Origin of the sequence: Planobacterium oryzisoli, assembly GCF_015354315.1 — a bacterium.
Lineage (GTDB): Bacteria > Bacteroidota > Bacteroidia > Flavobacteriales > Weeksellaceae > Planobacterium_A > Planobacterium_A oryzisoli.
The window spans coordinates 140,996-166,967 of record NZ_JADKYY010000005.1 but is presented as its reverse complement, the minus strand read 5'-3'; the positions used below and the strand labels follow the sequence as shown (position 1 = coordinate 166,967).

Here is a 25,972-nt window from a genome sequence, read left to right as displayed (position 1 = left end):
GTATGCTGTAAGGGGAAGTTATTTTAAGGAAGGAACTTTTCACGCTCCTTTGCCGTAGGCATAAAGCAGTGGTCTTTAAGTAGGCGGTTGCGGTTTTCCGCTACACGGTCGTAGAGATAATCCAGCAGTCCCACCGGTAAAATTCCCAGGGCTCCTAAGAGCGGCCAAGGGCCGGGTAGTTCTTTGGCGATACGAAGGGCCGCCTGACTCTTACTGTAGTAGTACGCTCCTCTTTTCCAGAGGTACAGCGTGCTGAGCTGCTGCCTTGAAAGGCCCCGCTCAGAGAGGAACGCTGTTGCGGTTTCTCCCTGAAGGGAGGCAAATACGAAGCGGTCCCTGTGGTCCCTTCGAAGGATCCATTCCACCCAGAAATTGCAGAACCCACAGGACCCGTCGTAGAGCACAATTAGTTTTTCCTGCTCCATACGGCTAAGGCTTGGCATTTAACGGAAGGTTATGGGAATAGCGTATATCGGATTCCATTTTCTTGAAATAAGTGGTAAGCTCTTGTTTCTGCTCCGGGGTGAGTTTGGCCTCGGGATGGGTCAGTAGATAGGACTCCAGAGGCATCTCGCCCGAATCGATCTTTTCCACCGATTCGGAGAGCTTATGGGCCTGGCGCTCGGGACTGTAGGTTGAAAATACGGAAAAATTAAGCTCCACGCGCCCTTCCCGTATGTGGTCCTTCATCCACCAACCTATAGGTTGAATGCGGGTATACCAGGGGTAGCGGGTCTGGTTGCTGTGGCAGTCGTAGCATGCGGCCTTAATAAGTACTGCGGTGGATTCGGGCGTGTTTTTTGTCTGGATAAAGTCCATTCCCTCACTAGAAACGGGGTTTGTGGTGTCTATAGGAAAAAACTGCAGCAGTAAGAAAACAGCAAGAAGTACTACCAAAATATATTTCATGACCTTATGTTTTAAAAAGTGAATTTACGAAAAATGAAGCAGGAGGGCTATCAATTTCGTATCTTTGCGCAAATTTTTGGGCTCGGATAGTCCGGGTAACCCATTAATAATCATCATTCTTGAGCAAGCTCAAGGACTATTAAACAAAATTTTATGAGCAATATTGTTGCCATTGTAGGACGTCCCAACGTGGGAAAGTCCACTCTTTTTAACCGCCTGCTCGAACGTCGTGAAGCGATTGTTGATTCCACCGCAGGGGTGACCCGCGACAGACACTACGGAAAGAGCGACTGGAACGGAGTAGAGTTCACCGTGATTGATACGGGAGGGTACGAAGTTAATACCGAAGATATTTTTCAGGAGGAAATCACCAAGCAGGTGCAGCTAGCCATCGATGAGGCTACCTCCATCATTTTTATGCTTAGTGTGGATGAGGGTCTTACCGATACGGACCAGGAAATCTTCGAGATGCTAAGACGCAGCGGAAAAAAAGTTTATATCGTAGTAAACAAGGTGGATTCTGCCACTTTGGAAGTTGCTGCCACGGAGTTCTATTCCCTGGGTATTGAGAAATACTATACCATGTCCTCGGCTACCGGTTCGGGAACGGGCGAGCTTTTGGACGATGTGGTGGCCGATTTTCCGACCCTGGACTATAAGGATCCGTTTGAAGGCCTCCCACGCATTACTATTGCCGGAAGACCCAACGTAGGTAAAAGTACTCTTACCAATGCCTTATTAGACCACGAACGAAACATCGTGACCGACATCGCAGGTACGACGCGTGACAGTATCGAGACGCTGTATAACAAGTTCGGTCACGAATTTGTGCTGGTCGATACGGCCGGTATGCGCCGTAAGGCCAAAGTGAGTGAAGATTTGGAGTTCTATTCGGTGATGCGCTCGGTACGCGCCATTGAGAATTCCGATGTAGTAATCATCATGGTGGATGCCACCCAGGGCTGGGAAAGCCAGGATATGAATATCTTTGGAATCGCCCAAAAGAACCGTAAAGGCATTGTGATTCTAGTCAATAAATGGGACCTTGTAGAGGACAAGAAGACCAACACCATGCGTGACTTTGAACAGGGCATTAAAGATAAGATCGGGCAGTTTACCGATATACCGGTACTCTTCGTATCGGCACTGACCAAGCAGCGTATCTTAAAAGCGGTAGACACCGCCATGGAGGTCTATAAGAACCGCCAGAAAAAAATAAAAACCTCAAAACTCAACGAGGTGATGCTTCCTGTCTTTGAAAACAATCCACCTCCGGCCCTGAAAGGGAAATACATTAAGATCAAATACTGCGTACAGCTGGGAACCCCTTCTCCGCAGTTTGTTTTCTTCTGTAATCTTCCGCAGTACGTCAAGGAGCCCTACAAGCGCTATGCAGAGAACCAACTTCGAAAGCATTTTGGATTCACGGGCGTACCGATTGAGGTATACTTCCGACAGAAATAAAACCTATCCCCACAGGCCCTTTGGGCCTCTGGGGCTTTTTTTTAACTAATTCCAACCGACAACACCCCCTCCCTATGGTATATAATCTTTCCCAGGAACCTTCCTTACTTACCAGCTGGATCAATGAACTAAGAGACATTAGCGTCCAGAGTGACCGCATGAAATTCCGACGCAATCTCGAGCGCATCGGAGAAATCGCAGCCTACGAGATAAGTAAGCAACTCCCGTATACTAAGTGCACCCTACAAACGCCCCTGGATAAGTGTGCCTCCGTGGAGCTTTTTTCTCAGCCGGTGATCACCACCATCCTTAGGGCAGGAGTGCCGCTCTTTCAAGGACTACTCAATTATTTTGATAAAGCAGACTGCGGCTTTGTGGCGGCCTACCGCAAGCACGAAGAGAACGATTATTTCTCTATCAAGCAGGACTACCTTACCTGTCCTAGTATCGAGGGCAGGCCCCTTATCGTGGCCGACCCGATGCTTGCTACGGGAGCCAGCCTTATTGAAGCCCTAAAGGACCTCTTGACCCACGGAACGCCTACGCAGCTGCATATCGTTGCAGCCATCGCAAGTGAGCGGGGGATAGAGACTCTTTCTCAGGCCTATCCCGATGCCCAAATTTGGGTTGGCGCCATCGATCCGCTCCTTACCTCCAAGGGGTATATATCGCCAGGCCTAGGCGATGCAGGCGATCTCTCGTACGGGGAAAAACTACAGCATTAAGAAAGCGCTTCCCTACGAAGGGTATCAATGGCCTGAAGCATTCGTTCGCGTTGGTGCTGTTTTTCCAGCCGCACCGGGGGCGCCTGGCGCACCTTGCAGTCTAGGATGCCACAGCTCTGGCAGGTGACACCCACACTGCGTTCCAAAAGGTTTTCACTTCGTGCAATGCGGAGTTTTTTGATGCTTTGGGAATTTAAATGCAGCCCCAGGCAATAACTACGGTTGGTACCTTCCGAGAATGGATTGCGCTCGGAGGTGGAAAACACCAGATAGCTCTGGCCACTGTCCCTATAATGGGAGATTTGCGCGCCGCTAAGTGTGCTCTGTTCTTCCAGGCGCAAGAGATTGTCCACGGCAATCCACCGCCGGCAGTAATGCTCCTGAATGTGGTTGCGGTGGGGGGCCTGCGGGCGGCTCATATGCAGTTCCTTTATGATCTCAATTACCTCGGAGTCCTTTTTCTTGGTAAAGCAGAGATAAAAAAGATCCTTAAGGCCCAGCTCGTGGGGAAGAATATTGGTAAGCCGGTAGTAAAAGGTCTCGGGAGAGGTGCTAAATTCCCGCATCAGTGTTTCCAGGTCCTTGGGACTAAACTGTGGGGAATCGAGCAGTTCTTTTATCTTGTAACTTAGGCGCTTTTTATCTATTAAGACCGCTCCGGCGAAATACGAGGCGCGGTGGTTGTTTAACAGCTCTTCAAAATTTTTAAAGTCTAGCCAGGAGTAGGTGGTGGGCCGCTCTTTCAGACCCATCAGCTGAAATCCTACTTCTTTGGCTAGGATGAAAAGACGCTGGCTTTTATCTAGCAGATGGCTAAGCATCAGCTTGCGGACTTCAGGAACGTAGAGCGAGCGCAGCTTGGGAGAGGCCCCGTAGCGGGTAAGCTCCTTGGTTTCTACCCGAAGCGCAAACTTCTTTTCAAGTACTTCCAGTAGGGCCTCTTCTTGCAGCGGGCCCGTGCCACATTGCGGGTGCTCTTGTACAAACTCCTTAGCATACTGTTCCAGATCCGGAAAATAATTACCGTGCAGCTCCTGGTAGGAACCCAGCACGGCAAAATAGAACTGCTCCTGGGAGAGGTTATGGTGGCGTGATATGCTGATTAAGGCATGGATGAAGGCGCTGACCTTGGTGGGCGCATCACTTAGGATGGAGACCAAGGAAGAGCGGCTGATGCCAAAGAGCTCCAGGGGGATTTCCCGAAAGAATGCACTCTGGGTGATTTCCAGAATGTCTTGTAGGTTCTTACCCAGTTTGGTGGAGACCAGATCGTCGAAATCGACTTGCAGTGCCTGGGAAAGAAGGTTTATTTTCTCGGGCTTGGGGTATTTCTTGCCTTTTTCAATTTCGTTTAAATAGGATTTGGAAAGGCCCGTATGGCGTGAGAGGTCCTGGAGGGACCACTTTTTATCCTGACGGAGTTCCCGGAGCTTGAGTCCAAATACGGTCTTGATATAATGGGTATCGCGTTGCATTCTGATTAGAAAAAGGTGGCTTGCGGGGGAAAGTTCCGCCCTCTAAAGGTATGAATAAAGTGCTAGTAGATGCATACAAATTTTTAAAATTATTTTAGCGAACGTTCGCTGTTAGTGAAAGTTTTTTTATAAGTTTGTTTCCATACCAAACATTAGGTCTATGGAAATCAGTACACTAACAATTCATTCCGAGAAGCGCTATCCGCAAATTTTAACCCAACAGGCCCTGCAATTTCTTGAGGCGCTCCACGGGCAGTTTGAATCAATGCGTAGTGGTCTTCTTTTAGAGCGGGCCTCAAGGGCAATTCTCTACCACAGCGGGGTGCTTCCCAGTAAGGACCCTTCCACTGCCGCCCTGCGCAATGCACCTTGGCAATGTGCTGCTGCTCCAAAGGACCTAAGGGACCGAAGGGTGGAAATCACCGGTCCGGTAGAGCGGAAAATGGTGATCAATGCGCTCTCCAGTGGAGCCAATTGTTTCATGGCGGATTTCGAGGACAGCAATTCCCCTACGTGGAGCAATTGTATGGAAGGGCAGGAGAATCTTAAGGGCGCCGTAGCGGGAAATCTTAGCTACACCTCCCCAGAGGGCAAACACTACGCGCTGGGGGAAAACACCGCCACCCTTTTGGTGCGTCCCCGGGGCCTGCATCTAGAGGAAAGGCACCTAAGGGTAGGTGGCAAGCCTTTAAGTGCCTCCTTGGTGGACTTTGGCCTGTTCTTTTTCCATAATGCCAAAGCACTTATAGAGAAAGGATCCGGTCCCTACTTTTATCTTCCTAAGCTCGAGCACTATCTCGAGGCACGGTGGTGGAACAAAGTGTTTGAATTCGCTCAAAACTACCTTTCCATTCCCCAAGGAACCATAAAGGCTACGGTACTTATAGAGACCCTTCCGGCCGTCTACTGCCTGGACGAGATCCTCTACGAACTTCGCTACCACAGCGCAGGACTGAATTGTGGCCGCTGGGACTATATATTTTCCTGGCTGAAGGTACTTGGGCGAAGGCCAGAGTCTTTACTTCCGGACCGCAGTCAGATCACTATGGATACGCCAATGATGAAAGCCTACACGCAGAAGGTTGTGGAGGTATGCCACCGCAGGGGTGTACATGCCATGGGCGGAATGGCGGCGCAGATTCCTATTAAAGAGGACCGTGAGAAAAATGCCCTGGCAATGGAAAAAGTACGAAAGGACAAGCTCCGCGAAGTACTCGACGGACACGACGGTACCTGGGTCGCCCATCCCGGATTGGTTTCTCTGGCTAAAGAGGTTTTTGATACGCATATGCCTGGGCCCAACCAGATAGACAAAAAGCTAAAATCCGATATGATGGGAATGCAGGCCCTGTTAACCCCGCCAAATGGCAGCATCTCGGAGCAGGGCGCGCGCACCAACATCAATATCAGTCTTCTGTATCTGGAGAGCTGGCTGGAAGGACGCGGCGCCGCTGCACTGTACCACCTGATGGAAGATGCGGCCACGGCGGAGATTTCCCGCATGCAGATCTGGCAGTGGCTCTACCACGGCGCCACCACCAAGGAAGGCGTGCGTATCGACAGAAACCAGGTGGAGAAGTGGATAGCCTTAGAATTTGAATCCCTTGCCGCACTCCGGCAACCACCACAAAACCTCAAGACACTTACCACGGCGCGCAGCCTTCTGGAGTCCCTGGTTTTTGACGAGGTGCCGCCGGAGTTTTTGACGCTTCGCGCCTACAAGCTGCTGAAATGACCTACTACTAAATTTTAAAACTCCACCCTATGAACAGAGAAAACCAAGCCCAAGAGCTTACTTTACAATGGAAAAACAATCCCCGTTGGAAAGGTATCCAAAGACCCTATACTGCCACGGATGTACTGGAGCTAAGGGGAAGTTACCGCATTGAGTATTCCATTGCGCGTATGATGAGTGAGAAACTCTTTAACAAACTCTCCAGTGAGGCCTACGTCTCGGCACTTGGCGCTCTAACCGGCAACCAGGCCGTCCAGGAGGTAGATGCTGGCCTTGAGGCCATTTACCTAAGTGGATGGCAGGTGGCGGCCGATGCCAACCTCTCCGGAGAGATGTATCCCGACCAGTCGCTCTATCCCTCGGATTCGGTTCCTGCGGTGGTCAGACGCATCAACCGGGCGCTTCTTCGTGCAGACCAGATCCAGTCGCTGGGAGCCGGCAGTGAGCGAAAGGAATATCTGGTTCCTATCGTTGCCGATGCCGAGGCAGGATTTGGGGGCAATCTCAATGCCTTCGAGCTGATGAAACAGATGATTGAAGCCGGAGCCGCAGGGGTGCATTTTGAAGACCAGCTCTCCTCGGCAAAAAAATGCGGCCATTTGGGAGGAAAAGTGCTGGTACCTACACGGGAAGCGGTCGATAAGCTTATAGCCGCAAGGCTTGCAAGCGATGTACTAGACGTCCCTACGCTACTTATCGCTCGCACCGATGCCGATGCCGCGGACCTTCTTACTTCCGATATCGACCCCTACGACCATCCCTTTATAACGGGAGAGCGTACCAGTGAGGGCTTTTACCGCGTACGCTGCGGGGTGGAGCAGGGCATAAGTAGAGGTCTTGCCTACGCGCCCTATGCGGATCTTATCTGGATGGAAACCTCCAATCCTGATCTGGAGCACGCACGCAGGTTTGCCGAAGGTATCCACGCGAAATTTCCGGGCAAGCTTCTTGCCTACAACTGTTCTCCTTCGTTTAACTGGGCTGCCAGACTCTCGGTTAGCGAGATGGAGACTTTCCATAAGGAGCTTGCAGCGATGGGCTATAAGTTTCAGTTCATCACTCTGGCCGGGTTCCATGCGCTCAATACCTCCATGTTTGAACTTGCCCGCGCATACAAACAGCGGGGAATGGCAGGCTATTCGGAGCTTCAGGAGCGGGAATTTGCGCTCCAGAAAGAAGGTTTTAGGGCCGTAAAACACCAGAGTTTCGTAGGAACAGCCTATTTTGATAGGATTCAGACGGTAATTACTTCCGGCCTTTCCTCCACCACCGCTCTGGAAGGATCCACCGAGACCGAGCAGTTCCACTGATTGCTCGATTGGCATTAGGCTATAATAAAGAAGCGGCGTACTTTATGGTGCGCCGCTTCTTCTATTAACTGATTTTCTTACTTATCCAGATGCTCTTCGAAGTGCTCCAGAATCCTGCGGTATTCGTCGTACCAGGAGCTCGTTTCTCTAAAACCGTGGGCTTCCACCGGATAGGACGCAAGTTCCCAACCGGTTTTCCCCTCCTCGATAAAGCGCTGGGAAAGGCGCACGATATCCTTATACTCCACATTGTCGTCCACCATTCCGTGCAGCATCAAGAGGGGATCGGAAAGATTACCTGCAAAATAAATGGGAGAAGATTTGCGGTAGGCCTCGGGATCGGTCTCAGGAAAATTCAGGATGTTGGAAGTATAGCCGTGGTTGTAGTGCGCCCAGTCGGTCACCGAACGCAGCGCGGCGCCTGCCCCAAACGATCCGGGCTCGGTAAGAAGAGCCATAAGGGTAATGAATCCGCCATAACTTCCTCCGTAAATTCCCACCTTTTCCGGGTCCACTCCGTAGTTTTCTACCAGAAACTTCTTGGCATCGAGGTGGTCGCTAAGGTCCTTTCCACCCATATGGCGGTAGATTCCTGTGCGGTGCTCCCTGCCGTATCCGTCGCTTCCTCGGTAGTCCACATCCATAACCGTATATCCTTTTCTAGAGAGCAGTTGGTGGAACATAAATTCCCGATGGTAGCTGGACCAATAGTGGTGGGCATTCTGCAGATAACCGGCTCCGTGCACAAAAAGTACGGCGCGCCCATTGGATGCTCCCTGTGGCGGGTATACCCGGGCGTATACCGTGGCTTTATCCCGGGCTTGAAACGAGACGACCTTTGGAGGGGTGTAGCCTTGGGCATGAAAGGAAGCTGTAGTGGAGTGGGTAAGTTGCAGGAGCGCAGGTGCTTTCTTGTTTTCTGCCAAATAAAGTTCCCAGGGCTTGGTGGAGAGCGATTTGCGCACCAGAAGCTGATTCTCCCTAGGGGAGAGCAGTACCTCGTGGGCTCCCTCGCCGGAAAGCAGTGCGACCATTGCTCCGCCCCCAGTGCTTAGGCGGTAAAAATCCCTTTTTCCGGGATGCGACGTGTTGGTATGAAGGTAGAAGGTCTTTTTATCGCGGGAGAGATCTACCCCACGCACTTCCCAAGGGCCACTGGTTAGCTGCTTTTTCTCTAGGGTTTTGGTATCGACCGTATATAAATGGGAGTAGCCCGAAGCTTCGCTTTGGTAGAAGAGCGTCTTATCGTCCGAGAGGAAGCCCATTCGGCCCAGTGAAAATGGCTGGGAGGGGATTCCAGGCCCTCCAATCCACGCAGGGTCGTTTTGGTGGTCCAGTATCCGGTAGGTGAGGCGGTCCAGATCCAGGGACAGTATCCATCGGTCCTTGTGGTCCTGGGTGCGGACGTCCACCACGGCAAGGGTACCGGCCTCATTGAATACGGCGCGGGAGAAGGATAGATGCCTTGGTGTTTTTTGCTCTGAGGCGGCTCCAGAAGCATTGGATGCAGTAAGTTTATCTAGATTGATAAACCCTACGGAATCCAGCACTTTGGAGTAGACACCAAGGCGCGCAGGGAAAAGATTATCCACCGAAACCTTGGATTTTATATTCTGACTTTGGTTGTACCCGTCCTGGGTTATAAACACCCCCATGAGCTCTCGCCGCTGCTGGGGTCTTTTTCCTTCGGCAAAGACCACATGCGCTCCGCTCGGGGAAGGGGAAAGATTGAAGATATCGTTTCCGGTTCCAAAGGCTTTAGGAAACTCTTTTGCAAAGCGCTCCTGCTGTCGTTTTTGAAATTCCGTGCGCTCCTTGGAGTCGCGCACGTACTCAAAGAGTTCACTCTGCTGGAGGCTCAGAAAGTTCTCTTTGGGCGCTTTTTTCTCGGTAGACTGCGCTACGAAATGGGTGGTCTGCACCAGGCTTGCCTGGGGGGCGCTGTAACGGAAGATGTTTCCAGCCATCTGAAGATAAAGCGTACCGCTACTGCTTCCTTTACTCATTTGCCCGATGTGGTCTTTGGTATGCAGGATTTTTTCTAGGGTATCTTTGCTGGCATCGTACCGGTAGAGGCTTCCACGTGAAAGCACATAATAGGTCTTGTAGTCCCAGGTTTCCCACTGCCCCCGGTGGGCTAGTATCTGCTCGGTGGTTGCTTTTTGGGCGTTTTTTGTGTCCAGGTCCATGTAGTAGGTGGTCTTTTCCACTTCTGCGTCCGGATTCCATTCAAAAAGTATGGCCTTTCCGTTAAGGGCCCAGGAAGGACGCTCGGGGGTAAATCCAAAAAATTCCTCTCCTTTCATGATTTCGGAGAGCTCTGTAAGGTCTTTCTGTGCGTAGAGGGAAAGGGATAGCAGCGTGAGCAGTAGGGTAAGAAGATGTTTCATGGGATGGGACAGATAGTTTAAGAGCCTAGCGAAGTGCTTCTGGTAGGGGTAGTTAGGGTTTCGGGGCACTAAAATAAGAAAAAAACCGCTACAAAGGCTCTTAGGTCCTTCTGGGGCCCACTACCACAAATTGTAGTATCTTTGCCGCATGATTCGTATCACTAAAATTTTCACTTTTGAGTCCGCCCATGTACTGCACAATTACGATGGGAAGTGTAAGAATATGCACGGTCATTCCTACAAACTCTTTGTAACGGTAAAGGGTGCGCCTATTGCGGATCCAAGCCATCCCAAGAACGGTATGGTGGTGGATTTTTCCGACATTAAGAAAATCGTTCAAGAGGAAATTATCTCCCAGTGGGACCACGGGGTACTGGTCAATGCCACTACCGAGCATAAGAAGCTTGGCCAGAGCCTGGAGCTTCAGGGGCATAATGTGATTTTTGCTCCCTTCCAGCCCACCTGTGAGATGATGCTCTACGCCATTGCAGAGAAAATCTCCCGGCGCCTGGATCCTTCCTTGGAGCTGGTATACTTGAAACTCCACGAAACGGAAAATTCCTACGGGGAATGGTTTGCCTCGGACCAGAAAACCAACTAGAATACTAATCCAACATGAAAACCATTCGTCTAGAGCCTGGAGAAAAGGTGTATTTTGCTTCCGACCAGCATTTTGGATCGCCTTCTTTTAAAGAAAGCAGGCAGAGGGAACTGCTGTTTATTGCCTGGCTTGAGGAGATACGAAAAGACGCCAAGGTGCTTTTTCTCATGGGGGATTTGTTTGACTTTTGGCACGAATGGAAGCATGTAGTACCCAAGGGGTTTGTGCGCGTACTGGGAAAACTCGCGGAGCTTAGCGACCAGGGTATCGAGATTCATTTTTTTATTGGAAACCACGACCTTTGGATGAAGGACTATTTTGAGCGGGAGATTGGCGCCAAGGTGTATTTCTCCAAGCAGTATTTTACCATCGGCGGAAAGGAGTTTCTTTTGGCCCACGGCGATGGTCTGGGACCAGGAGACAAAGGCTACAAGCGTATGAAACGTCTTTTTACCAATCCTTTGGCCCAGTGGGCATTCCGGTGGCTACACCCCGACCTTTCCATGCGTCTGGCACTCTACCTCTCTACCAAGAACAAACTGATCTCCGGAGAGGAGGATAAAAAGTTCCTGGGCGAAGACAAGGAGTTTCTTATCCTGTACTCCAAAGCCAAGCTCAAGGAAAACCCCGTGGATTATTTCCTCTACGGCCACCGGCACCTGCCCATGGTCTTGCCCATACGAGAAAAAGAGCGCCAGGCGCTTTATATAAACCTTGGCGATTGGATTAGTTACTTTACCTACGGGGAATTTTCCACGGAATTCAAACTTCTGGAGTATCCCTCCAAACGTCCATTTACCAGCGAGCACTAAATGCAAAGAGCGTCTTTATTTACCATTTCCAGCCAAGAGGACTTCCTTAAGCGCAGTCTAGAGACTTTTCACTACCAGTATAAGCATGTAGAGGTCTACAGAAGGTTTGTGGACTATCTGGGAAAGGACCCCTCTGGGGTCAAGGATCTTTACTCCATCCCGTTTCTGCCTATCGAACTATTTAAAAACCACCGGATCTGGGACAGCTCCAAGCCCTTTTCCCCGGAAATTCTTACCTTTAAAAGCTCGGGTACGACCGGCATGGAGCGTTCGGTACATTATGTTGCCGATCCCCTGCTGTACCAAGAGAGCATCGAGCGCAGCTTCGTGCAGTTCCTGGGCTCCCCGAAGGAGCGGGTGGTTCTGGGGCTGCTTCCCAGCTATCAGGAAAACGGGGACTCCTCTCTTATTTATATGGTAAACCATCTGATGCAAGAGTCCGGGCGCAAGCAAAACGGGTACTACCTCTACGACCATAAGGCCCTTTCCCATCAGCTTGCTGCTTTGGCAGAAAGAAGAATCCCGGTGCTGCTTTTCGGGGTCTCTTTTGCCCTTTTGGATTATCTGGAAAGTGAGGGGGATAAATCGTTCTTAAAACACCTTGATCTGACGGTTCTTGAAACCGGAGGCATGAAAGGCCGCAAGGAAGAAATCACCAAGGAAGTGCTCTTGGAGGAGCTTCGCCAAGGATTTTGCACCGAGAAGATTTATTCGGAATATTCCATGACCGAGCTGCTTTCCCAGGCCTATGCGTTAGAGGATAACCTCTACAGAACTCCGCCCTGGATGCGCGTCCTTATTCGCCAGGTGGAGGATCCCCTGCGGTATGTGGAAGAGGGAAGGACCGGTGCCATCAACATCATTGATCTTTGCAATGTGCACAGCTGTGCCTTTATCGCTACTAAGGATTTAGGGCTTTTACAGGGCGGGGGCTTTAAGGTTCTGGGGCGCATGGACAACAGCGATGTTCGGGGCTGCAGTCTTCTGGTGGTGTAAGGACTCGCCCGAGGCCTGATATTTGTATTTCTTAAGGCAAATAAGGACTATGAAAAACAAATTGCTCTGGATTTTTCTTCTCTTAGCTATTCTTGGCTCTGCCCTTCTCTATTTTCTTTTCTTTCAGGCCGCTTCCCTTCCCTCGGAAATACTGTGGGCAGTACTTTTGGTCTTTGGCCTCTTGGTGGGAGGCGCCCTTGGCGCCCTGGTATTTAAAAGCGTAGGCACTAGTTCAAAAGTTCTTACCGAAAGCTCCCACACTATAGCACAGAGCATGCGCAAAGTGTTCAAAGTAGTCTCTGCCGAAGGTCATTTCAATGAAATCTACGACTACCGGGAATCCAAAAAGCTTTTTAATTTTATTCCCTCCATAAAAAAGGCTTTGGTCATCGTGGAGGCGAAAGTTCTGGTAGGGTATGATTTTGAGAAGCTTCAGTGGGAACTGGATCCCGTATCGCGAAAGGTCCGATTAAAGTCCTTTCCCGCGCCCGAGATCCTCTCCACAGAGACCGACTACAAATACTACAATATCGAGGAGCAGTTTTTTAATCTTTTTTCCAAGGAAGACCTTTCCCGGATTCAGAAACAAAGCAAGGCGCAGGTCATTGAGGCGGCGCGCAAATCCGAGCTGCCGAAAGTAGCCGCAGAGCAGATGCAGATGCTCCTTACCGAACTTCTTAGTGGAAAGGACTACACCCTAGAGAATCCCGAGCTTATCGCGCAAAGCACTAACCGACTGGAACTAGCCCCAAAGGCCTTCTAAGAGCTTCCTGGAATACGTAAGCGGTTTTACGCTGTAAAATCCGTACTTTTGCACCCAATTAAAACAGACGCGATACTATGCTTTCAGTTCAGGGACTAGGCCTCCACCATGCCGGTAATTACCTTTTCAGGGATGTGAATTTCACCATCAAACGCAGCGACAAGGTAGGTCTTGTAGGTAAGAACGGTGCAGGGAAATCCACCCTGCTCAAAATTCTCTCCTCCGAGATTAATTTTTACGAAGGCCAGGTTACTACCGAGGGAAACATCACCATAGGTTTTTTAAAGCAGGACCTGGAATTTGTCAAGGGGCGTACCGTCTGGCAGGAAACCATGCAGGCGTTTGAGCAGATCAACCTATGGAAACAGGAGCTGGAAAAAGTTAACCAGGAGCTCGCTACCCGTACCGACTACGAGAGCGAGTACTACCACGATTTAATCCACCGCATGACGGATTTAAACGACCTCTTGCACCACCACGATGCCTACAACCTGGAAGGGGACATGGAGAAAGTTCTTCTTGGACTGGGCTTCAAGGCGCAGGATTTCGAGCGGATCACCGATACGTTTTCCGGAGGATGGCGCATGCGTATCGAACTGGCAAAGCTGCTGCTTCAGAATAACGATCTGCTCCTGCTCGATGAGCCTACCAACCACCTGGATATGGAGAGTATCATCTGGCTGGAGAATTTCCTCAAGGACTATACCGGTGCCATCGTGCTGGTAAGCCACGATAAGCAGTTCATGACGGCAGTGTGTAACCGTACTTTTGATGTAAACAACCGTAAGGTGGACGACTATAAGGCCAACTATTCCAAGTATCTGGAACTTCGCAAGGAGCGCCGTGAGAAATTGGAACAGGCAAAGAAGAACCAGGACAGTGAGATAAAGCAGATGGAGGATAACATCAACCGCTTCCGCGCCTCGGCTACCAAAGCCTCCTTTGCACAGTCCCTTATTAAGAAACTGGAAAAGATAGAGCGTATAGAGCTCGACAATGAGGACGTCTCTAAATTCAACATACGTTTTGTACAGAGTGTGGTACCGGGCAAGGTTATATTCGAGGCAGAAAATCTAGGCAAGGCCTACGAGGGGAAGCAGGTGTTTGACGGCGTGGATTTCTTCGTGGAACGCGGAGACCGTATTGCACTTCTGGGGCAGAACGGGCAGGGTAAGACCACGCTGGCAAAGATTCTAACGGGCCAGATCAAGGACTATACCGGCAGCTGGACCTTAGGGCACAACGTGAATATTGGATACTTTGCCCAAAACCAGGAAGAGGTGCTTACTCCGGGAAAAACCGTCCTGCAGGAGGCCGAGGACGCAGCCACCGAGGAAACAAGGCCGCGGGTGCGGGACCTACTGGGAAATTTCCTTTTCAGCGGGGAAGACGTCAACAAGAAGACCCAAGTGCTCTCCGGAGGGGAGCGGAACCGTCTGGCACTTTGTAAGCTGCTGCTTCGTCCCTTCAATACCCTGATCATGGACGAACCTACCAACCACCTCGATATCCAAAGTAAGGAGATCATCAAGATGGCACTCAATAAGTTCGAGGGTACCCTTATTGTTATTTCCCACGACCGGGAGTTCCTTCAGGGGCTTGCCGACAAGATCTTCGAGTTTAGGGACGGGCACATGAAAGAGTTTTTGGGCAATATAGACGAGTACCTGGAGTACCGCCAGAAGGAAAGCATTCGGGAGATATCCATGGAGAAGGCTATCCTAAAGCAGCGGGGTGACTCTGGAAAAGAGCCGGTAGTAGAGGCCCCTGTGGAGACTCTGTCCACAGGCAAAGAACCAAAGGAGCAGGAAAAGCCTGCCTTTCTTAGCCGCGAGGAGAAGAACCTTAGAAACCAGCTCAAAAAGAGCGAGGAAAAGATAACCGACTACGAGAAGGAAATCTCGCAGCTTGAGCTGCTCTTTTCGCGCACCAATCCTACGGAAAAGGAACTGGAAAAATACGAGGCGCTCAAGAAAGAGCTCTCAGAGGCCATGCAGCAGTGGGAAGATACTGCGCAGGCGCTGGAAGCCTACAGTTAAGGGTACTAGGCAGGTGCTGGTGGAAAGCCAAAATTTTGGTATTTTTACTTTTTTAAAGTAAAAACTTTTTTCCATGCGTACATTAAAATGCACCCTTGCGCTCTTGGCTCTTTCTATTCTTAGCTTTGCGCAAAACCAAAAATTCACTATGGCTGAGGCCATAAACGGCATGCGCTCGAGTCTGGCAGTGGAGAACATCTCAGGATTTACATTCACTCCCGACGGTAAATCCTATCTGCAGTCTACGCCGAAAGGGTATCTAATCTACGATCTTTCTACTGGAAAATCCGATACCCTGTTGTCCTACCACCAGCTTTCCCTGCAGCAGCCTTCCCTTAAGCGTCCGTACGGGCTTTCCTACCAAGAGAATGGAGCAATTACCCTGCGCGACGGGTCAGGCTTCTACTTCTTTGAAAACCAGAAGGGCAGCTACAAGCTAACCCCTTGGGCAGGTCTGCCTAAAGAGGCGCAAAATGTGGTGGTACTAAATAAGCAAAATGCAGTGCTTTATACTAAGGCCAACAACCTCTACATCCTTAAAGACGGCAAGGAAAAAGCCATCACCAGCGAGACTAGTCCACACATTATTTCCGGGCAAAGTGTCCATAGAAACGAATTTGGTATCAGTGGAGGTATCTTTACGGCAAAGCAGGAGAGCAAAGTGGCCTTCTACCGAATGGACGAGAGTATGGTAAAGGACTATCCGGTAATTGACTGGTCCAAGGTGCCGGCCGAAAATAAAAACATCAAATACCCTATGGCCGGAAGTACTTCGCATCAGGTTACTTTGGGTATTTACGATATTTCCCAAGAGCAAACCGTATTTCTGGATATTGAGGGCGATAAGGAGCAGTACCTTACATCGGTCACGCTGAGCCCTGATGAGAAAAGTATATTTGTGGGCGTACTTAACCGCGATCAGAACCACCTAAAACTCAATCAGTACGATACCCAGACCGGAAAATTCCTAAGGACGCTCTTTGAGGAACGCAGCGATAAATACGTCGAGCCACAGAACCCTTTGAGCTTCTTTCCTGGTTCCACCACCGATTTTATATGGCAGAGCCAACGTTCGGGCTACAACCACCTCTACCACTACCACGTGGACAAAGGTCTGGTGGGGGCCCTTACCAAGGGTGAGTATCTAGTAAGCGAACTTTTGGGTTTCAACGCCAAGAAGAAGGAGGTGTACTTTGTATCCACAAAGGACACGCCCCTGGAAAGGCACCTCTATAAAGTGAACTGGGATACCTACCGCATGGAGAAGCTGTCCAGAGAACCCGGTATGCATTCCTTTCAGATGAGTCCTGGAGGGGAGTGGATCTACGACAGCTATTCCAATGCCACCACACCGAGAAAGATAGTACTGCATCAGACCTCGACAGGAAAGACCCGTACGCTACTAAGCAGCGCGGATCCTTTAAAGAACTACCTGCGCCCTGAGGTGCGAAGCATAACCCTTCAGGCCTCGGATGGAACTCCGCTTTATGGAAAGCTGGTGCTGCCAACCGATTTCGATCCCAAAAAGAAATATCCTGTGGTGGTGTATCTGTACAATGGTCCCCACCTGCAGCTTATAACCAACTCCTTCCCCCAATCCGGAAACCTCTGGTACGAATATATGGCCCAGCGCGGGTACATCGTCTTCTCGATGGACGGTAGGGGCTCCTCGGGACGCGGACTGAAATTTGAACAGGCGGTATTCAGGGATATGGGAACCTTAGAGATGGAAGACCAACTCCAGGGCGTACGCTATTTAAAATCCCTTCCCTATGTAGATTCCAGCATGATGGGCGTGCACGGATGGAGCTACGGAGGATTCATGACTACCTCCCTGATGCTTCGCCATCCGGACGTCTTTAGGGTGGGTGTAGCCGGTGGTCCCGTAATAGACTGGAGTATGTACGAGGTGATGTACACCGAACGTTATATGGATTCTCCACAGCAAAACCCCGAGGGGTATAACCGGGCGAACCTCCTGAGCAAAGTAGAGAACCTTAAAGGCAAGCTGCTTCTCATTCATGGTGCTCAGGACGATGTCGTGGTATGGCAGCATTCCATTAATTTCCTAAAAGCAGCCGTGGATAAAGGCGTGCAGCTGGACTACTTTGTCTATCCGGGTCATGCCCATAATGTGATTGGAAAGGACCGGGTGCACCTGATGGAAAAAGTAACAGAGTATTTTGATGCGCATCTTAAGCCTTAGCGCAGATTAGCGCTTATTGATATTCCAAGGACCCGATGCCCCTATAGGCTTCGGGTTCTTTTTTTGCTTTTTATAAAAGGTTAGACTACGGCGGCTTTTAACTTGAGACTCCAGACAAAGGTGAATTCCGATACGGTATCCCCCGAGGCGTCGACTCCTTTGGAATGGAGCTCCAGGATAAGAGGCTCCTGGTGCAGTGTCAGGGTATCCAGTGCCCGGGTGATGGCTTCTCCCTCAGAGCAGGTGAAGGTTATCTTTCCGCGCGCCTTTTTGGTAAATACCGCAGAATTTTCTCTGACCAGCATCGATACTTTCAAATCCCTTCTGGAGATAAGGTCTGCCAGAAGGATTCCTGTGGAAAATTCCCCGGCCATGCCCTGGACTGCCCAGAACATGCTTTGGAAGGGATTCTGGCTCAGATAACTTAGTGCCACGCGCGTGGTGCAGCTCTGTGGCGAGAGTTTTTTTACCCGGACGCCGGCCAAAAAGGCAATGGGAATCTTTGCAAGAAGGTAGAGGTTGTACGCAGAGGGTTTCATACCCTAAAGGTACGCCCACAAATCTTATTTTTTCGTACTAACCGTTATGTGCTGCGTACTACTTAAGGTCTTTGGCCCTTTTCAGATGCTCGGTGGAGGGCTCCATACCACTGAAGGAGCGAAACTGTTTCCACAGATCCTTGGAATTGCCCACCGAGAGTATGGTCCTTTGAAAATGCTGGGCTTCCTCAGGCCGCATGCCTCCACGGCGCTGTACCGCTTCCCAGGCCGTATAGGAAAGAATATCCGACCAGACGTATCCGTAATAACCTGCGCTGTATCCCTCACCCCATATGTGGGCGAAATAAGGGGAATAATACCGCAGGGGCACGGGGCTTTTGTCCAGACCTAGATTTTTCAATGCTGCCGCTTCAAACTCCTGGGCAGAGGTGATTTGTGAAGGTTTGCGGATTCGGTGCCACTGCAAATCCAGTGCGGCCGCCGCGACCTTTTCGGTATAGAGGTACCCGGAGCCGAAATTTTGAAGCGCCAGGACTTTGCGTCTTATTTCCTCTGGCATAGGGGAAAGCGTTCGGTAGTGCCTCGCATAGCCTTGCAGCACGGAAGGTTCAAACATCAGAAACTCATGGAACTGCGAGGGAAATTCCACGAAATCCTTGGGCGTGGACGTACCCGAGAGGGTAGGGTACTGCACGCTGGAAAGGATTCCGTTAAGTGCATGGCCGAACTCGTGAAAAAGTTTTCGTGTTTCGTCCAGACTCAGTAAGGTGGGGCGCTGGGGAAGGGGTTTGGGAAAATTAAATACGTTTAATAAGACGGGCTTTTGTCCGGTGAGGTGGGACTGCTCGTAGATACTGCTCATCCAGGCCCCGTCGGGTTTTCCTGCGCGTGAGTACATATCCAGGTAGTACAGGGCAATGGGTTTCAGGTCCCTGTCCTGCACTTCGTACACCATGACGTCCCCGTGGTAGACCGGGAGGTCCTTTCGTTCCTTGAAGTGCAGTCCGTAGTATTTTTGTGCCGAGGCAAAGACTCCGTCGTGAAGTACGCTGCGTACATCAAAATACTGCTTAATATCCTGTTGGTTGATTCCGATTTCTTCTTTTTTCAGGCGCTCTGAAAAATAGAGGTAGTCCCAGGGCTCCAGAGTGATTTCAGGATGCGTTCTGCGCGCAAATTCCTGCAAGGTTTTGTGCTCGGTCTCGGCCTTACGCTCCGAGGGTCCCAGGAGCTGTTCGAGCATCTTTAGGGCTTGGGAGGAACTCGAGACCATCTGATTCTTAAGCCTTAGGTCGGCATAGGTCTTAAAGCCCATGATCTTTGCTTTCTCAAGACGCAGTCGTGCTATCTGCGTAATTAATTCGCGCGTGTCGTTCTCATCGTTCTTCTCTGCGCGCTGGCGTGAGGCGTGGTATATGCGCTCTCTTAGCGCGCGGTTGTCCAGCTCGCTTAGGTAATGCTGCTGGGTGGTTTCTGAGAGCAGCAGCAGGTATTTCCCTTGGTGGCTGGCGTTGCGCGCATCGTTCTGGGCGCGCGCCAAAAGGGAACTGGAAAGACCCTCGAGCTGGCTACGGTCTGAAATAAGTACTGAGGCTTTTCTTTTCGCCCGGGAAAGACGTATTTGGTACTGCGCCGAGAGGGCTGCCAGCTGGGTATTGGTTTCCTTTAGCGCTGCTTTTTTGGAAGGATGGAGTCGCGCTCCACTCAGGAGCATGGTTTGAAGGTAATGCTCTTTTAGGCGCAATTCCTCTTCAGAGAGTCCTTTGCTGCGTATTTTCTTAATTCTGCGGTAGAGCCTTGGATCCGAATACATGCTGCTTTCTAGGGCTGCCATCTGCGGCATAAACTCCTTTTGGAGGCTGTGCAGGTGGGGGTCGGTATCCACTGCGGAGAGCACGAAAAATACGCCCTTGACCCTACGAAGCGGCTCCTGAGCACGCTCCAGGGCCTGGAGCGTATTTTCAAAGGTGGGTCTTGAGGTGTCCTCAAGTATTTGTTTTAGCGCATTTTGTTGGTACAGTAATGCCTGGGTAAAGGCCGGGGCATAATGGTAGTCCCTTATCTTGGAAAAATCTGGAGCCTGGAAGTCCAGATTACTTGGCTCTAGCAGCGGATTGGACGCTTGGGATCCAGGCGTACTTTGGGCACTGGTCCAAAGGAAAGAGAGAAGAGATACTAAAACTATAAAGAAGTTTTTAGACATTGAGAGAGGATTTGCTTTCTTAAAAAACCGCCCAAGATCTTCTTAGGCGGTCTGATTCCAATTTTCGTGGTTATTGCTTTCGTACGGAAAAAGTCCGGAGGGAGTAGTTACCTTCCCCTTTAAATAAACCACCGTAAAAAGATCCGTAATCGTACTATAGATCCTTTCCCGGTGTTTTGTTAACATTTTCCCAATTTTTCACAAAGATATTCAAAGACGCGGGTAAAAAGTACTTTGCTGCAAATGATGTAACAAAGTGGAGTTATTTTGAAAAGTATAGGCATTAGCTGCCTATTGATGGGTATGGTATAAATAAAAATCCCAAGTGGAGTAGCCGTTGAAAAAGGATGCAAACATTAAGCAGGCAATAAAAAACCGGCCGCGAAAAATTTTTCACGTCCGGTTTTTTTACATAATTCTGCTCTAGTTCAGAACTAGTTTGTAAATCCTTTGCTTTTCAGAAGTGCGGAAATCTCCGGATCCTTTCCAGTGAAATCACGGAACGTCTTGTTAAGGTCCACGGAGTTACCTACGGAAAGGATGTATTTTCTAAAGCGCTCTCCATTCTCGCGCGTCATTCCACCGTTTTCAGTAATGTACTGCCATGCCGATGCATTAAGAAGATCTGCCCACATATAGGCATAGTAGCTAGCACTGTATCCTCCACCCCAGATGTGTGCAAAGTAAGGGGAATGGTAGCGTGGTGGTACTTCACTTAAGTTAAAACCGTACTTGGACAGTACCTCTTTCTCAAACTCCAGTGTAGGTTTAAGTTGCGCCTGATTTTCCACGGAGTGCCAGTTCATATCAATCGTGGCGGCCGAGACCAGTTCGGTGGTAGCATACCCTTGGTTGAAACTCAGGGCTTTCTTGATTTTGTCCACTAAGCTCTGTGGCATGGGTTTCCCCGTCTCGGCATGCAGCGCATAGTTCTTCAGTACGGAAGGCTCCAGGGCGAAGAATTCGTTTATTTGGGAAGGAAGTTCCACAAAGTCTCTTGGCACGGCGGTGCCGGCTAGTGTTGGATAGTTTTGGTTGGAGAAAAGCCCGTGGAGGGTATGTCCAAATTCATGAAACATGGTCGTTACATCGTCGTAGGAAATTAGTGCAGGTTTTCCTTGTGGCGGTTTCTGATAATTACATACGTTGAGTATGACCGGCTGTTGTCCCAGCAAATGGCTCTGTCCTACCATAGCACTCATCCAGGCGCCCCCGTTCTTGGTTGGGCGCGAGAAAAAGTCTACGTAGTAGAGTGCCATAGATTTGCCGTCTTTATCAAAGATTTCGTAGGTGAGCACATCAGGATGGTAGACTGGAAGATCCGTTCTTTTCTTGAAGGTAATTCCGTAAAACTGCTCTGCGGCATAGAAAACCCCTTTTTCCAGTACATTCATTACTTCGAAGTACGGCTTGATCTCGTTTTCGTCCAAGTCGTACTTTGCCTTCCGTACTTGCTCGGAATAATAGTTCCAGTCCCATGGTGCCAGGGCAAATCCTCCTTTCTGTGCGTCAATTAGGGCTTGAATCTCTGCGCGTTCCTCCTTGGCGCGCTCTACGGCAGGCTTTGCAAGCTGCGCCAAAAGGTCCATGGCCCGCTCAGGGGTCTGCGCCATCTGGTCTTGAAGCTTCCACTCGGCAAAGGATTTTTTGCCCATAAGTTGTGCCTTTTGCATTCTTAAGTAGGCAAGGCGCTCAAGGGTCTGGCGGGTATCGTTTTTATCGCCTTTTTCGGCGCGTTGCCACGAGGCTTTAAAAAGTTTTTCACGCGTGGCACGGTTATGCAAATTTTGAAGCAGTGGCTGTTGGGTAGTATTTAAAAGGGTAAGGAGGTATTTTCCCTCATGGCCCTGCGCCTTGGCATCTGCCGCCGCTGTAGCAATCTGATCGGCACTCAGGCCGTCCAGCTCTTTTACATCAGAAATGAGCACTCCTCCTTCTTCCCTGGCACCTAGAAGCTTGCTGGAAAACTCGGTAGAAAGGGAAGCCAGCTCGGAATTTATTTTCTTAAGTTCTTCCTTTTTCTCTGCGCTTAATGCCGCACCAGAGAGCTCAAAGTCCTGTTTGTAGACTTCCAATAGCTTTTTACTTTCACTGTCTAGTCCGCTTGGATCGATACTAGTGATGCGCTCGTAGAGTTTCTCATTGAGATAGATCTTATCCGAATGGCTTGAAAAGATCGGCGCATACTTCTGACGCAGCGCCTGAAGTTCGGGGTTGGTATGGGCGCCGGTAAGGGTAGAAAATGCGGTGCGTGCACGGCGAAGTACTTCCCCTGCTTTCTCAAGAGCTACAAGCGTGTTCTCAAAAGTGGGGTCCTCGGGGTTGTTGGTAATATTGTAGAGTTCCGCCTCATGTACGGCAAGACCGAAATCAAAAGCAGGAGCAAAATGCTCGTTCTTTATCTTGTCAAATTCCGGGGCTTGGTACTGAAGGGTGCTTCTTTGAAGCAGCGGATTGGATGCTAAGGCGCCCTGCGCCTGAGGAATGGGTTTACGTTCGTTTGTCTGCATGGTATTTTGGCTTGTACAGGCCGTGGTTAAGGCCAGAGAGCTTAGTAAAAATAATGCGGCTATATTTTTCATAAAAAAAAGGTTGCTATTAATTCATAAAGATAGCAATTTATTAAATTTGGAAAACTAAAACCACCTTGCAATGAAAAAACTTCCATTATTAGCATTTAGCCTTCTGCTATTGAATAGCTGCTATGAGAGCAAGGCCGAAAAGTCCATTACCCAGGCCCTTCCTGAGGTGCTCTCACCGGAGTCGAGTGAACCCTTTGAAAAGAAAATAGAACTCTCCATAGAGGAACTTGAGGTATCGAGCGCCATCGAGGCGGAACTCTTTAAGGACGCAAAGGAAAGAATCGTACTGTATGGGCCTAAGGATGAGGTAGAGAACGTGCTTGTAGAGAAGGAAAACGGCAAGATTACCCTTAGGTTTAAGACCGGTCGATTAATTGCGGGGAAACACCAAGTGCGTGCCCGGATCTATGCCACAGATCTCAGCGCAATTGAGAGCAGTGGAGCAGGAAAAATCACGCTCATGGATGAATTTGTCCAGGAAAAGATGGATGTAGTAGTAGGCTCTGGAGGACGCATCAAGGGAAATATTCAGGCCAATGAACTCTCGGTTGTGGCAAGTTCCAGTGGCGAGTACCAAGGCAAGGTATGGGCGCAGGTGTTCTCGGCAGAGGCCTCTTCTTCCGGAAAGATTACGGTAAGTGGACGCAGCAAGAAAGCCGTGCTTCAGGGCTCCTCCTCGGGAAAGATCTCTGCGGAGAAACTTCAGGTGGAAGAGGCAAGCATCCAGGCGTCCAGCAGCAGTGATGTGGTGGTGAGTGTCAGTAGAAAGGCCGATGCTACTGCCAGTTCCAGTGGAGAGGTACGTATACTACGAAAAGGATCCGTGGAAGTTACCCACGAGGAGAACAGCAGCGGTAGAGTCACCGTGCACTAGGGATCATTGCGCACTTCGTCCTCGTCCTGGTCCATCCAGTCGTGGGTGTTGAAGTTTAGATTGTCGTAGGAAAGTAGGGCCTCTTCCCTTTGAATGGTCTCCCTCGTAGTGAAGAATAGATCTTCCCCTCGACCGTACTCGCGCGCTATTTTTCGTAAAGAGGACTTATCGATGGTAGCAAATCGCTTTCCGAGGCGTCTGGCGGCATATTTTCGCATCCCCGTTTCACTCAGTACATCGATAGCCATATCTACGGCCGTTCCAAGGGTTTCCCGGTACACATTGTCAATGCCTTGGTTGATGTAGTGGTAGGCATCCAGCCGGTTCTTGGCCCGCACAAATATTTTAAGCTTTGGATAATGCTCACGTACCATGTCGGCGATATACCGGTTGCTTTCCGTATCGTCCAGACAGAGCACTAGAATCTCTGCATTTTCAATGCCGGCCGCTCTTAATATAGGCATGCGCGTCGCGTCTCCATAGAATACTTTAAAACCGTAACTGCGAAGTAGTTTAATGCGCTCACTGTCGTGGTCCAGTACCGTGGCCGATACTTTACTTGCCCTAAGAAGCCTTCCGACGGTACTTCCAAAGTGTCCAAACCCCACAATAATTACCTTTTTCTCCGAGACAGGGTTGTCCATGATGTCAAACAGCGGCTCGGAGATATGCTCGGAATTGAATTTGGGCGCGATGTAGCGGTCGTAGGAGAGTAAAAGAAGTGGGGTAATCAGCATGGTGATGGCGGTAACGGCCATCATTTGCGAATTTAAGGTCGGACTAATAAGATAAAGCTTCTGAGAATAATTCAAGAGCACGAAGGCAAATTCTCCCACCTGGGAGAGGGCAAAGGCATAGAAGATATTCTGAATTTTCTCAATTTTAAAGAATTTACCCACGCCGTAGAGTACCAGAAGTTTCACTGCCATTACCAGAAGTACGGTAGTGAAAATAAAGAGGGGATCCGCAAGTATGGTGCTGAAGTTTATGGTTGCCCCTACACTTACGAAGAACACCGCCAAAAGGAGTCCCTTGAAAGGATCTATCTGGGCTTCTAGTTCGTGACGGAACTCACTGTTTGCAAGCATCACCCCGGCTAGAAAGGCGCCCAATGCAGGAGAGAGGCCAATAGCGACCATAAGTTCTGAGACTCCAATCACCAAAAATAGCGAGGAGGCTGTAAGCAGTTCGCTCATCCCGGATTTGGATACGTAGCGTAGGAAGGGTACAAAAACGTATCTGCCCAAAAGGATCAAAAAGGCGATGCCCAGGATCACAGTACCTGCCTGCATCCATTCCGGCAGCCGCTGGATAAGGACCTGTATCTCGTTGTCTTCCTTTATTTCGTAGCGGGCTATTAAGGGAAGGACCGCAAGGATAGGGATCACTGCGATGTCCTGAAAAAGAAGGGTGGCAAAGGAGGCCTCTCCGGCCGTTGTTTTAAAAAGATTCTTCTCCTGCAGCATTTGAAGTACAATGGCAGTGGAGGAAAGCGAGAGGCAAAGGCTGATGGCCAGCGCCTGATTGAGTTTCCAGCCTGCAAGAAGGAAAATGCCCAGAAGCAGCCCCACGGTGAGCAGTACCTGGGAGAGTCCCAGTCCTAAAATGCGTTTTCGCATGGACCAGAACTTACGCGGTTCGAGTTCCAGACCTACAATAAAAAGCAGCATGACCACGCCAAATTCCGTGGCGTGCATGATATTGTCCGTTTCCCTTCCCACAAGCTTAAGTACGAAAGGACCTATGATTACGCCCCCAAGAATGTATCCGACCACCGAGCTTAAGCCCAGGCGCCGTACCAGGGGCACCATAACCAGAGCCGCTCCTAGAAAAATGAGCATATATAGTGCAAGGGATCCTTCCATTAGTCGCCTAGTGTTTCAATAAACTGCTGTTTGTACTGGATGATTTCTTTTTTGGTGAGGTTTTCGGCCTCGTATACCACGAAGGTTTCCCTGATTTCTCCTTTGAACGCGCGAAGCGTTACGATAAGGCCGCTGATGAGCTCATCCACCGTATAGTGGTGTTTTCCTTCCCGTCCAAAAGAGCGTTTTTTACTGCGTGTGGTGGCAAGGATATAGATGGGTTTGTTTTCAAAGGGATTGTTCACGCCCATCTTTATCCAATTGCCATCAAATACTTCATCGATCCATAGCCGCAGTAGTGGTGGCATTCCAAACCATATGATTGGGAAATGGAAAACGAACCGGTCGTATCCCGCAAGCCTTTTCCTTTCCTTGAAGGCGGCAATATGAAAATCCGGATAGGTTTCGTAGAGGTCCAGAAAATCATAATGTTGGTGCCGCTCATAGAAATTAATCAAGAGTCGGTTGGAATAGGAGTATTCCAGATAAGGATGCGCAAAAACTACAAGGGTCTTCAAAAAAA

21 protein-coding genes are annotated in these 25,972 nt (G+C 49.8%); 11 read left to right on the top strand and 10 right to left on the bottom strand.

The window, feature by feature from the left end; translation table 11 throughout:
• Positions 1–23: 23 nt before the first annotated feature.
• Positions 24–443, bottom strand: coding sequence for a thiol-disulfide oxidoreductase DCC family protein (locus tag IC612_RS05630; protein ID WP_228512892.1), 420 nt, complete (start codon positions 441–443; stop codon positions 24–26).
• A complete protein-coding gene (locus IC612_RS05625) occupies positions 430–909 on the bottom strand; it encodes a heme-binding domain-containing protein (protein WP_194739203.1) in 480 nt (159 codons plus the stop codon). Before IC612_RS05625 ends, IC612_RS05630 begins: the two co-directional genes overlap by 14 nt.
• Before the next feature lie 153 nt (positions 910–1,062).
• Here IC612_RS05625 and der point away from each other — a divergent pair, with 153 nt between their 5' ends.
• Both der and upp read left to right on the top strand, forming a co-directional pair.
• A complete protein-coding gene (der, locus tag IC612_RS05620; protein WP_194739202.1) occupies positions 1,063–2,373 on the top strand; it encodes a ribosome biogenesis GTPase Der in 1,311 nt (436 codons plus the stop codon).
• A 74-nt stretch (positions 2,374–2,447) separates the two neighbouring features.
• Positions 2,448–3,098 (top strand): uracil phosphoribosyltransferase, encoded by a 651-nt coding sequence (upp, locus tag IC612_RS05615; protein ID WP_194739201.1) that lies wholly within the window; start codon positions 2,448–2,450, stop codon positions 3,096–3,098.
• Here upp and IC612_RS05610 read toward each other — a convergent pair.
• A complete protein-coding gene (locus tag IC612_RS05610) occupies positions 3,095–4,573 on the bottom strand; it encodes a helix-turn-helix domain-containing protein (protein ID WP_194739200.1) in 1,479 nt (492 codons plus the stop codon). The two genes, upp and IC612_RS05610, sit on opposite strands and share 4 nt — an antisense overlap.
• Positions 4,574–4,733: 160 nt before the next feature.
• Here IC612_RS05610 and aceB point away from each other — a divergent pair, with 160 nt between their 5' ends.
• Together aceB and aceA are read left to right on the top strand one after the other, a co-directional pair.
• Positions 4,734–6,308 (top strand): malate synthase A, encoded by a 1,575-nt coding sequence (gene aceB / locus IC612_RS05605; protein WP_194739199.1) that lies wholly within the window; start codon positions 4,734–4,736, stop codon positions 6,306–6,308.
• 29 nt (positions 6,309–6,337) lie between these two features.
• Positions 6,338–7,618 (top strand): isocitrate lyase, encoded by a 1,281-nt coding sequence (gene aceA, locus IC612_RS05600; RefSeq protein ID WP_194739198.1) that lies wholly within the window; start codon positions 6,338–6,340, stop codon positions 7,616–7,618.
• A gap of 77 nt (positions 7,619–7,695) precedes the next feature.
• Here aceA and IC612_RS05595 read toward each other — a convergent pair whose 3' ends face one another.
• Positions 7,696–10,008, bottom strand: a complete 2,313-nt coding sequence (locus IC612_RS05595; protein WP_194739197.1) for a S9 family peptidase — start codon at positions 10,006–10,008, stop codon at positions 7,696–7,698.
• 148 nt (positions 10,009–10,156) lie between these two features.
• Between IC612_RS05595 and IC612_RS05590 the strand changes: the two genes are divergently transcribed.
• From IC612_RS05590 to IC612_RS05565, 6 genes are all read left to right on the top strand, one after another.
• Entirely contained in the window at positions 10,157–10,609 is a 453-nt protein-coding gene (locus IC612_RS05590) for a 6-pyruvoyl trahydropterin synthase family protein (RefSeq protein WP_194739196.1), read from the top strand.
• 14 nt (positions 10,610–10,623) lie between these two features.
• Positions 10,624–11,421, top strand: coding sequence for a UDP-2,3-diacylglucosamine diphosphatase (locus tag IC612_RS05585; protein WP_194739195.1), 798 nt, complete (start codon positions 10,624–10,626; stop codon positions 11,419–11,421).
• A complete protein-coding gene (locus IC612_RS05580) occupies positions 11,422–12,417 on the top strand; it encodes a LuxE/PaaK family acyltransferase (RefSeq protein ID WP_194739194.1) in 996 nt (331 codons plus the stop codon).
• A gap of 49 nt (positions 12,418–12,466) precedes the next feature.
• Positions 12,467–13,180 (top strand): DUF4230 domain-containing protein, encoded by a 714-nt coding sequence (locus IC612_RS05575; protein ID WP_194739193.1) that lies wholly within the window; start codon positions 12,467–12,469, stop codon positions 13,178–13,180.
• A 77-nt stretch (positions 13,181–13,257) separates the two neighbouring features.
• Positions 13,258–15,219 (top strand): ABC-F family ATP-binding cassette domain-containing protein, encoded by a 1,962-nt coding sequence (locus IC612_RS05570; protein WP_194739192.1) that lies wholly within the window; start codon positions 13,258–13,260, stop codon positions 15,217–15,219.
• Positions 15,220–15,292: 73 nt separating this feature from the next.
• Positions 15,293–17,425 carry a S9 family peptidase gene (locus IC612_RS05565; RefSeq protein ID WP_194739191.1) on the top strand — a complete coding sequence of 711 codons (2,133 nt, stop codon included), beginning with the start codon at positions 15,293–15,295 and terminating at the stop codon, positions 17,423–17,425.
• A gap of 80 nt (positions 17,426–17,505) precedes the next feature.
• On the opposite strand, the gene IC612_RS05560 is transcribed toward IC612_RS05565, so the two are convergent.
• From IC612_RS05560 to IC612_RS05545, 4 genes are all read right to left on the bottom strand, one after another.
• Positions 17,506–17,964 carry a DUF4442 domain-containing protein gene (locus tag IC612_RS05560; protein ID WP_194739190.1) on the bottom strand — a complete coding sequence of 153 codons (459 nt, stop codon included), beginning with the start codon at positions 17,962–17,964 and terminating at the stop codon, positions 17,506–17,508.
• 58 nt (positions 17,965–18,022) lie between these two features.
• Positions 18,023–20,128 carry a M3 family metallopeptidase gene (locus IC612_RS05555; protein WP_194739189.1) on the bottom strand — a complete coding sequence of 702 codons (2,106 nt, stop codon included), beginning with the start codon at positions 20,126–20,128 and terminating at the stop codon, positions 18,023–18,025.
• Positions 20,129–20,170: 42 nt separating this feature from the next.
• Entirely contained in the window at positions 20,171–20,314 is a 144-nt protein-coding gene (locus tag IC612_RS05550; RefSeq protein ID WP_194739188.1) for a hypothetical protein, read from the bottom strand.
• Positions 20,315–20,562: 248 nt separating this feature from the next.
• The gene (locus IC612_RS05545; RefSeq protein WP_194739187.1) at positions 20,563–22,710 is read right to left on the bottom strand and encodes a M3 family metallopeptidase; all 2,148 of its coding nucleotides are present in this window, start codon (positions 22,708–22,710) and stop codon (positions 20,563–20,565) included.
• A gap of 70 nt (positions 22,711–22,780) precedes the next feature.
• Between IC612_RS05545 and IC612_RS05540 the strand changes: the two genes are divergently transcribed.
• Positions 22,781–23,584 (top strand): GIN domain-containing protein, encoded by an 804-nt coding sequence (locus IC612_RS05540; RefSeq protein ID WP_194739186.1) that lies wholly within the window; start codon positions 22,781–22,783, stop codon positions 23,582–23,584.
• On the opposite strand, the gene IC612_RS05535 is transcribed toward IC612_RS05540, so the two are convergent.
• A complete protein-coding gene (locus IC612_RS05535; RefSeq protein WP_194739185.1) occupies positions 23,581–25,449 on the bottom strand; it encodes a monovalent cation:proton antiporter-2 (CPA2) family protein in 1,869 nt (622 codons plus the stop codon). The genes IC612_RS05540 and IC612_RS05535 overlap by 4 nt on opposite strands.
• Entirely contained in the window at positions 25,449–25,967 is a 519-nt protein-coding gene (locus IC612_RS05530; RefSeq protein ID WP_194739184.1) for an NAD(P)H-dependent oxidoreductase, read from the bottom strand. Before IC612_RS05530 ends, IC612_RS05535 begins: the two co-directional genes overlap by 1 nt.
• Positions 25,968–25,972: the final 5 nt, after the last annotated feature.

Bases quoted from the DNA above. Each gene is read 5' to 3' on its own strand.
- IC612_RS05590 (WP_194739196.1), top strand. From the start codon at position 10,157: ATGATTCGTATCACTAAAATTTTCACTTTTGAGTCCGCCCATGTACTG.
- IC612_RS05540 (WP_194739186.1), top strand. From the start codon at position 22,781: ATGAAAAAACTTCCATTATTAGCATTTAGCCTTCTGCTATTGAATAGC.
- IC612_RS05560 (WP_194739190.1), bottom strand. From the start codon at position 17,964: ATGAAACCCTCTGCGTACAACCTCTACCTTCTTGCAAAGATTCCCATT.
- IC612_RS05610 (WP_194739200.1), bottom strand. From the start codon at position 4,573: ATGCAACGCGATACCCATTATATCAAGACCGTATTTGGACTCAAGCTC.
- der (WP_194739202.1), top strand. From the start codon at position 1,063: ATGAGCAATATTGTTGCCATTGTAGGACGTCCCAACGTGGGAAAGTCC.
- IC612_RS05630 (WP_228512892.1), bottom strand. From the start codon at position 443: ATGCCAAGCCTTAGCCGTATGGAGCAGGAAAAACTAATTGTGCTCTAC.
- IC612_RS05535 (WP_194739185.1), bottom strand. From the start codon at position 25,449: ATGGAAGGATCCCTTGCACTATATATGCTCATTTTTCTAGGAGCGGCT.
- IC612_RS05585 (WP_194739195.1), top strand. From the start codon at position 10,624: ATGAAAACCATTCGTCTAGAGCCTGGAGAAAAGGTGTATTTTGCTTCC.
- IC612_RS05555 (WP_194739189.1), bottom strand. From the start codon at position 20,128: ATGTCTAAAAACTTCTTTATAGTTTTAGTATCTCTTCTCTCTTTCCTT.
- upp (WP_194739201.1), top strand. From the start codon at position 2,448: ATGGTATATAATCTTTCCCAGGAACCTTCCTTACTTACCAGCTGGATC.
- IC612_RS05625 (WP_194739203.1), bottom strand. From the start codon at position 909: ATGAAATATATTTTGGTAGTACTTCTTGCTGTTTTCTTACTGCTGCAG.
- IC612_RS05575 (WP_194739193.1), top strand. From the start codon at position 12,467: ATGAAAAACAAATTGCTCTGGATTTTTCTTCTCTTAGCTATTCTTGGC.
- IC612_RS05595 (WP_194739197.1), bottom strand. From the start codon at position 10,008: ATGAAACATCTTCTTACCCTACTGCTCACGCTGCTATCCCTTTCCCTC.
- IC612_RS05570 (WP_194739192.1), top strand. From the start codon at position 13,258: ATGCTTTCAGTTCAGGGACTAGGCCTCCACCATGCCGGTAATTACCTT.
- IC612_RS05550 (WP_194739188.1), bottom strand. From the start codon at position 20,314: ATGTTAACAAAACACCGGGAAAGGATCTATAGTACGATTACGGATCTT.
- aceB (WP_194739199.1), top strand. From the start codon at position 4,734: ATGGAAATCAGTACACTAACAATTCATTCCGAGAAGCGCTATCCGCAA.
- aceA (WP_194739198.1), top strand. From the start codon at position 6,338: ATGAACAGAGAAAACCAAGCCCAAGAGCTTACTTTACAATGGAAAAAC.
- IC612_RS05565 (WP_194739191.1), top strand. From the start codon at position 15,293: ATGCGTACATTAAAATGCACCCTTGCGCTCTTGGCTCTTTCTATTCTT.
- IC612_RS05545 (WP_194739187.1), bottom strand. From the start codon at position 22,710: ATGAAAAATATAGCCGCATTATTTTTACTAAGCTCTCTGGCCTTAACC.
- IC612_RS05580 (WP_194739194.1), top strand. From the start codon at position 11,422: ATGCAAAGAGCGTCTTTATTTACCATTTCCAGCCAAGAGGACTTCCTT.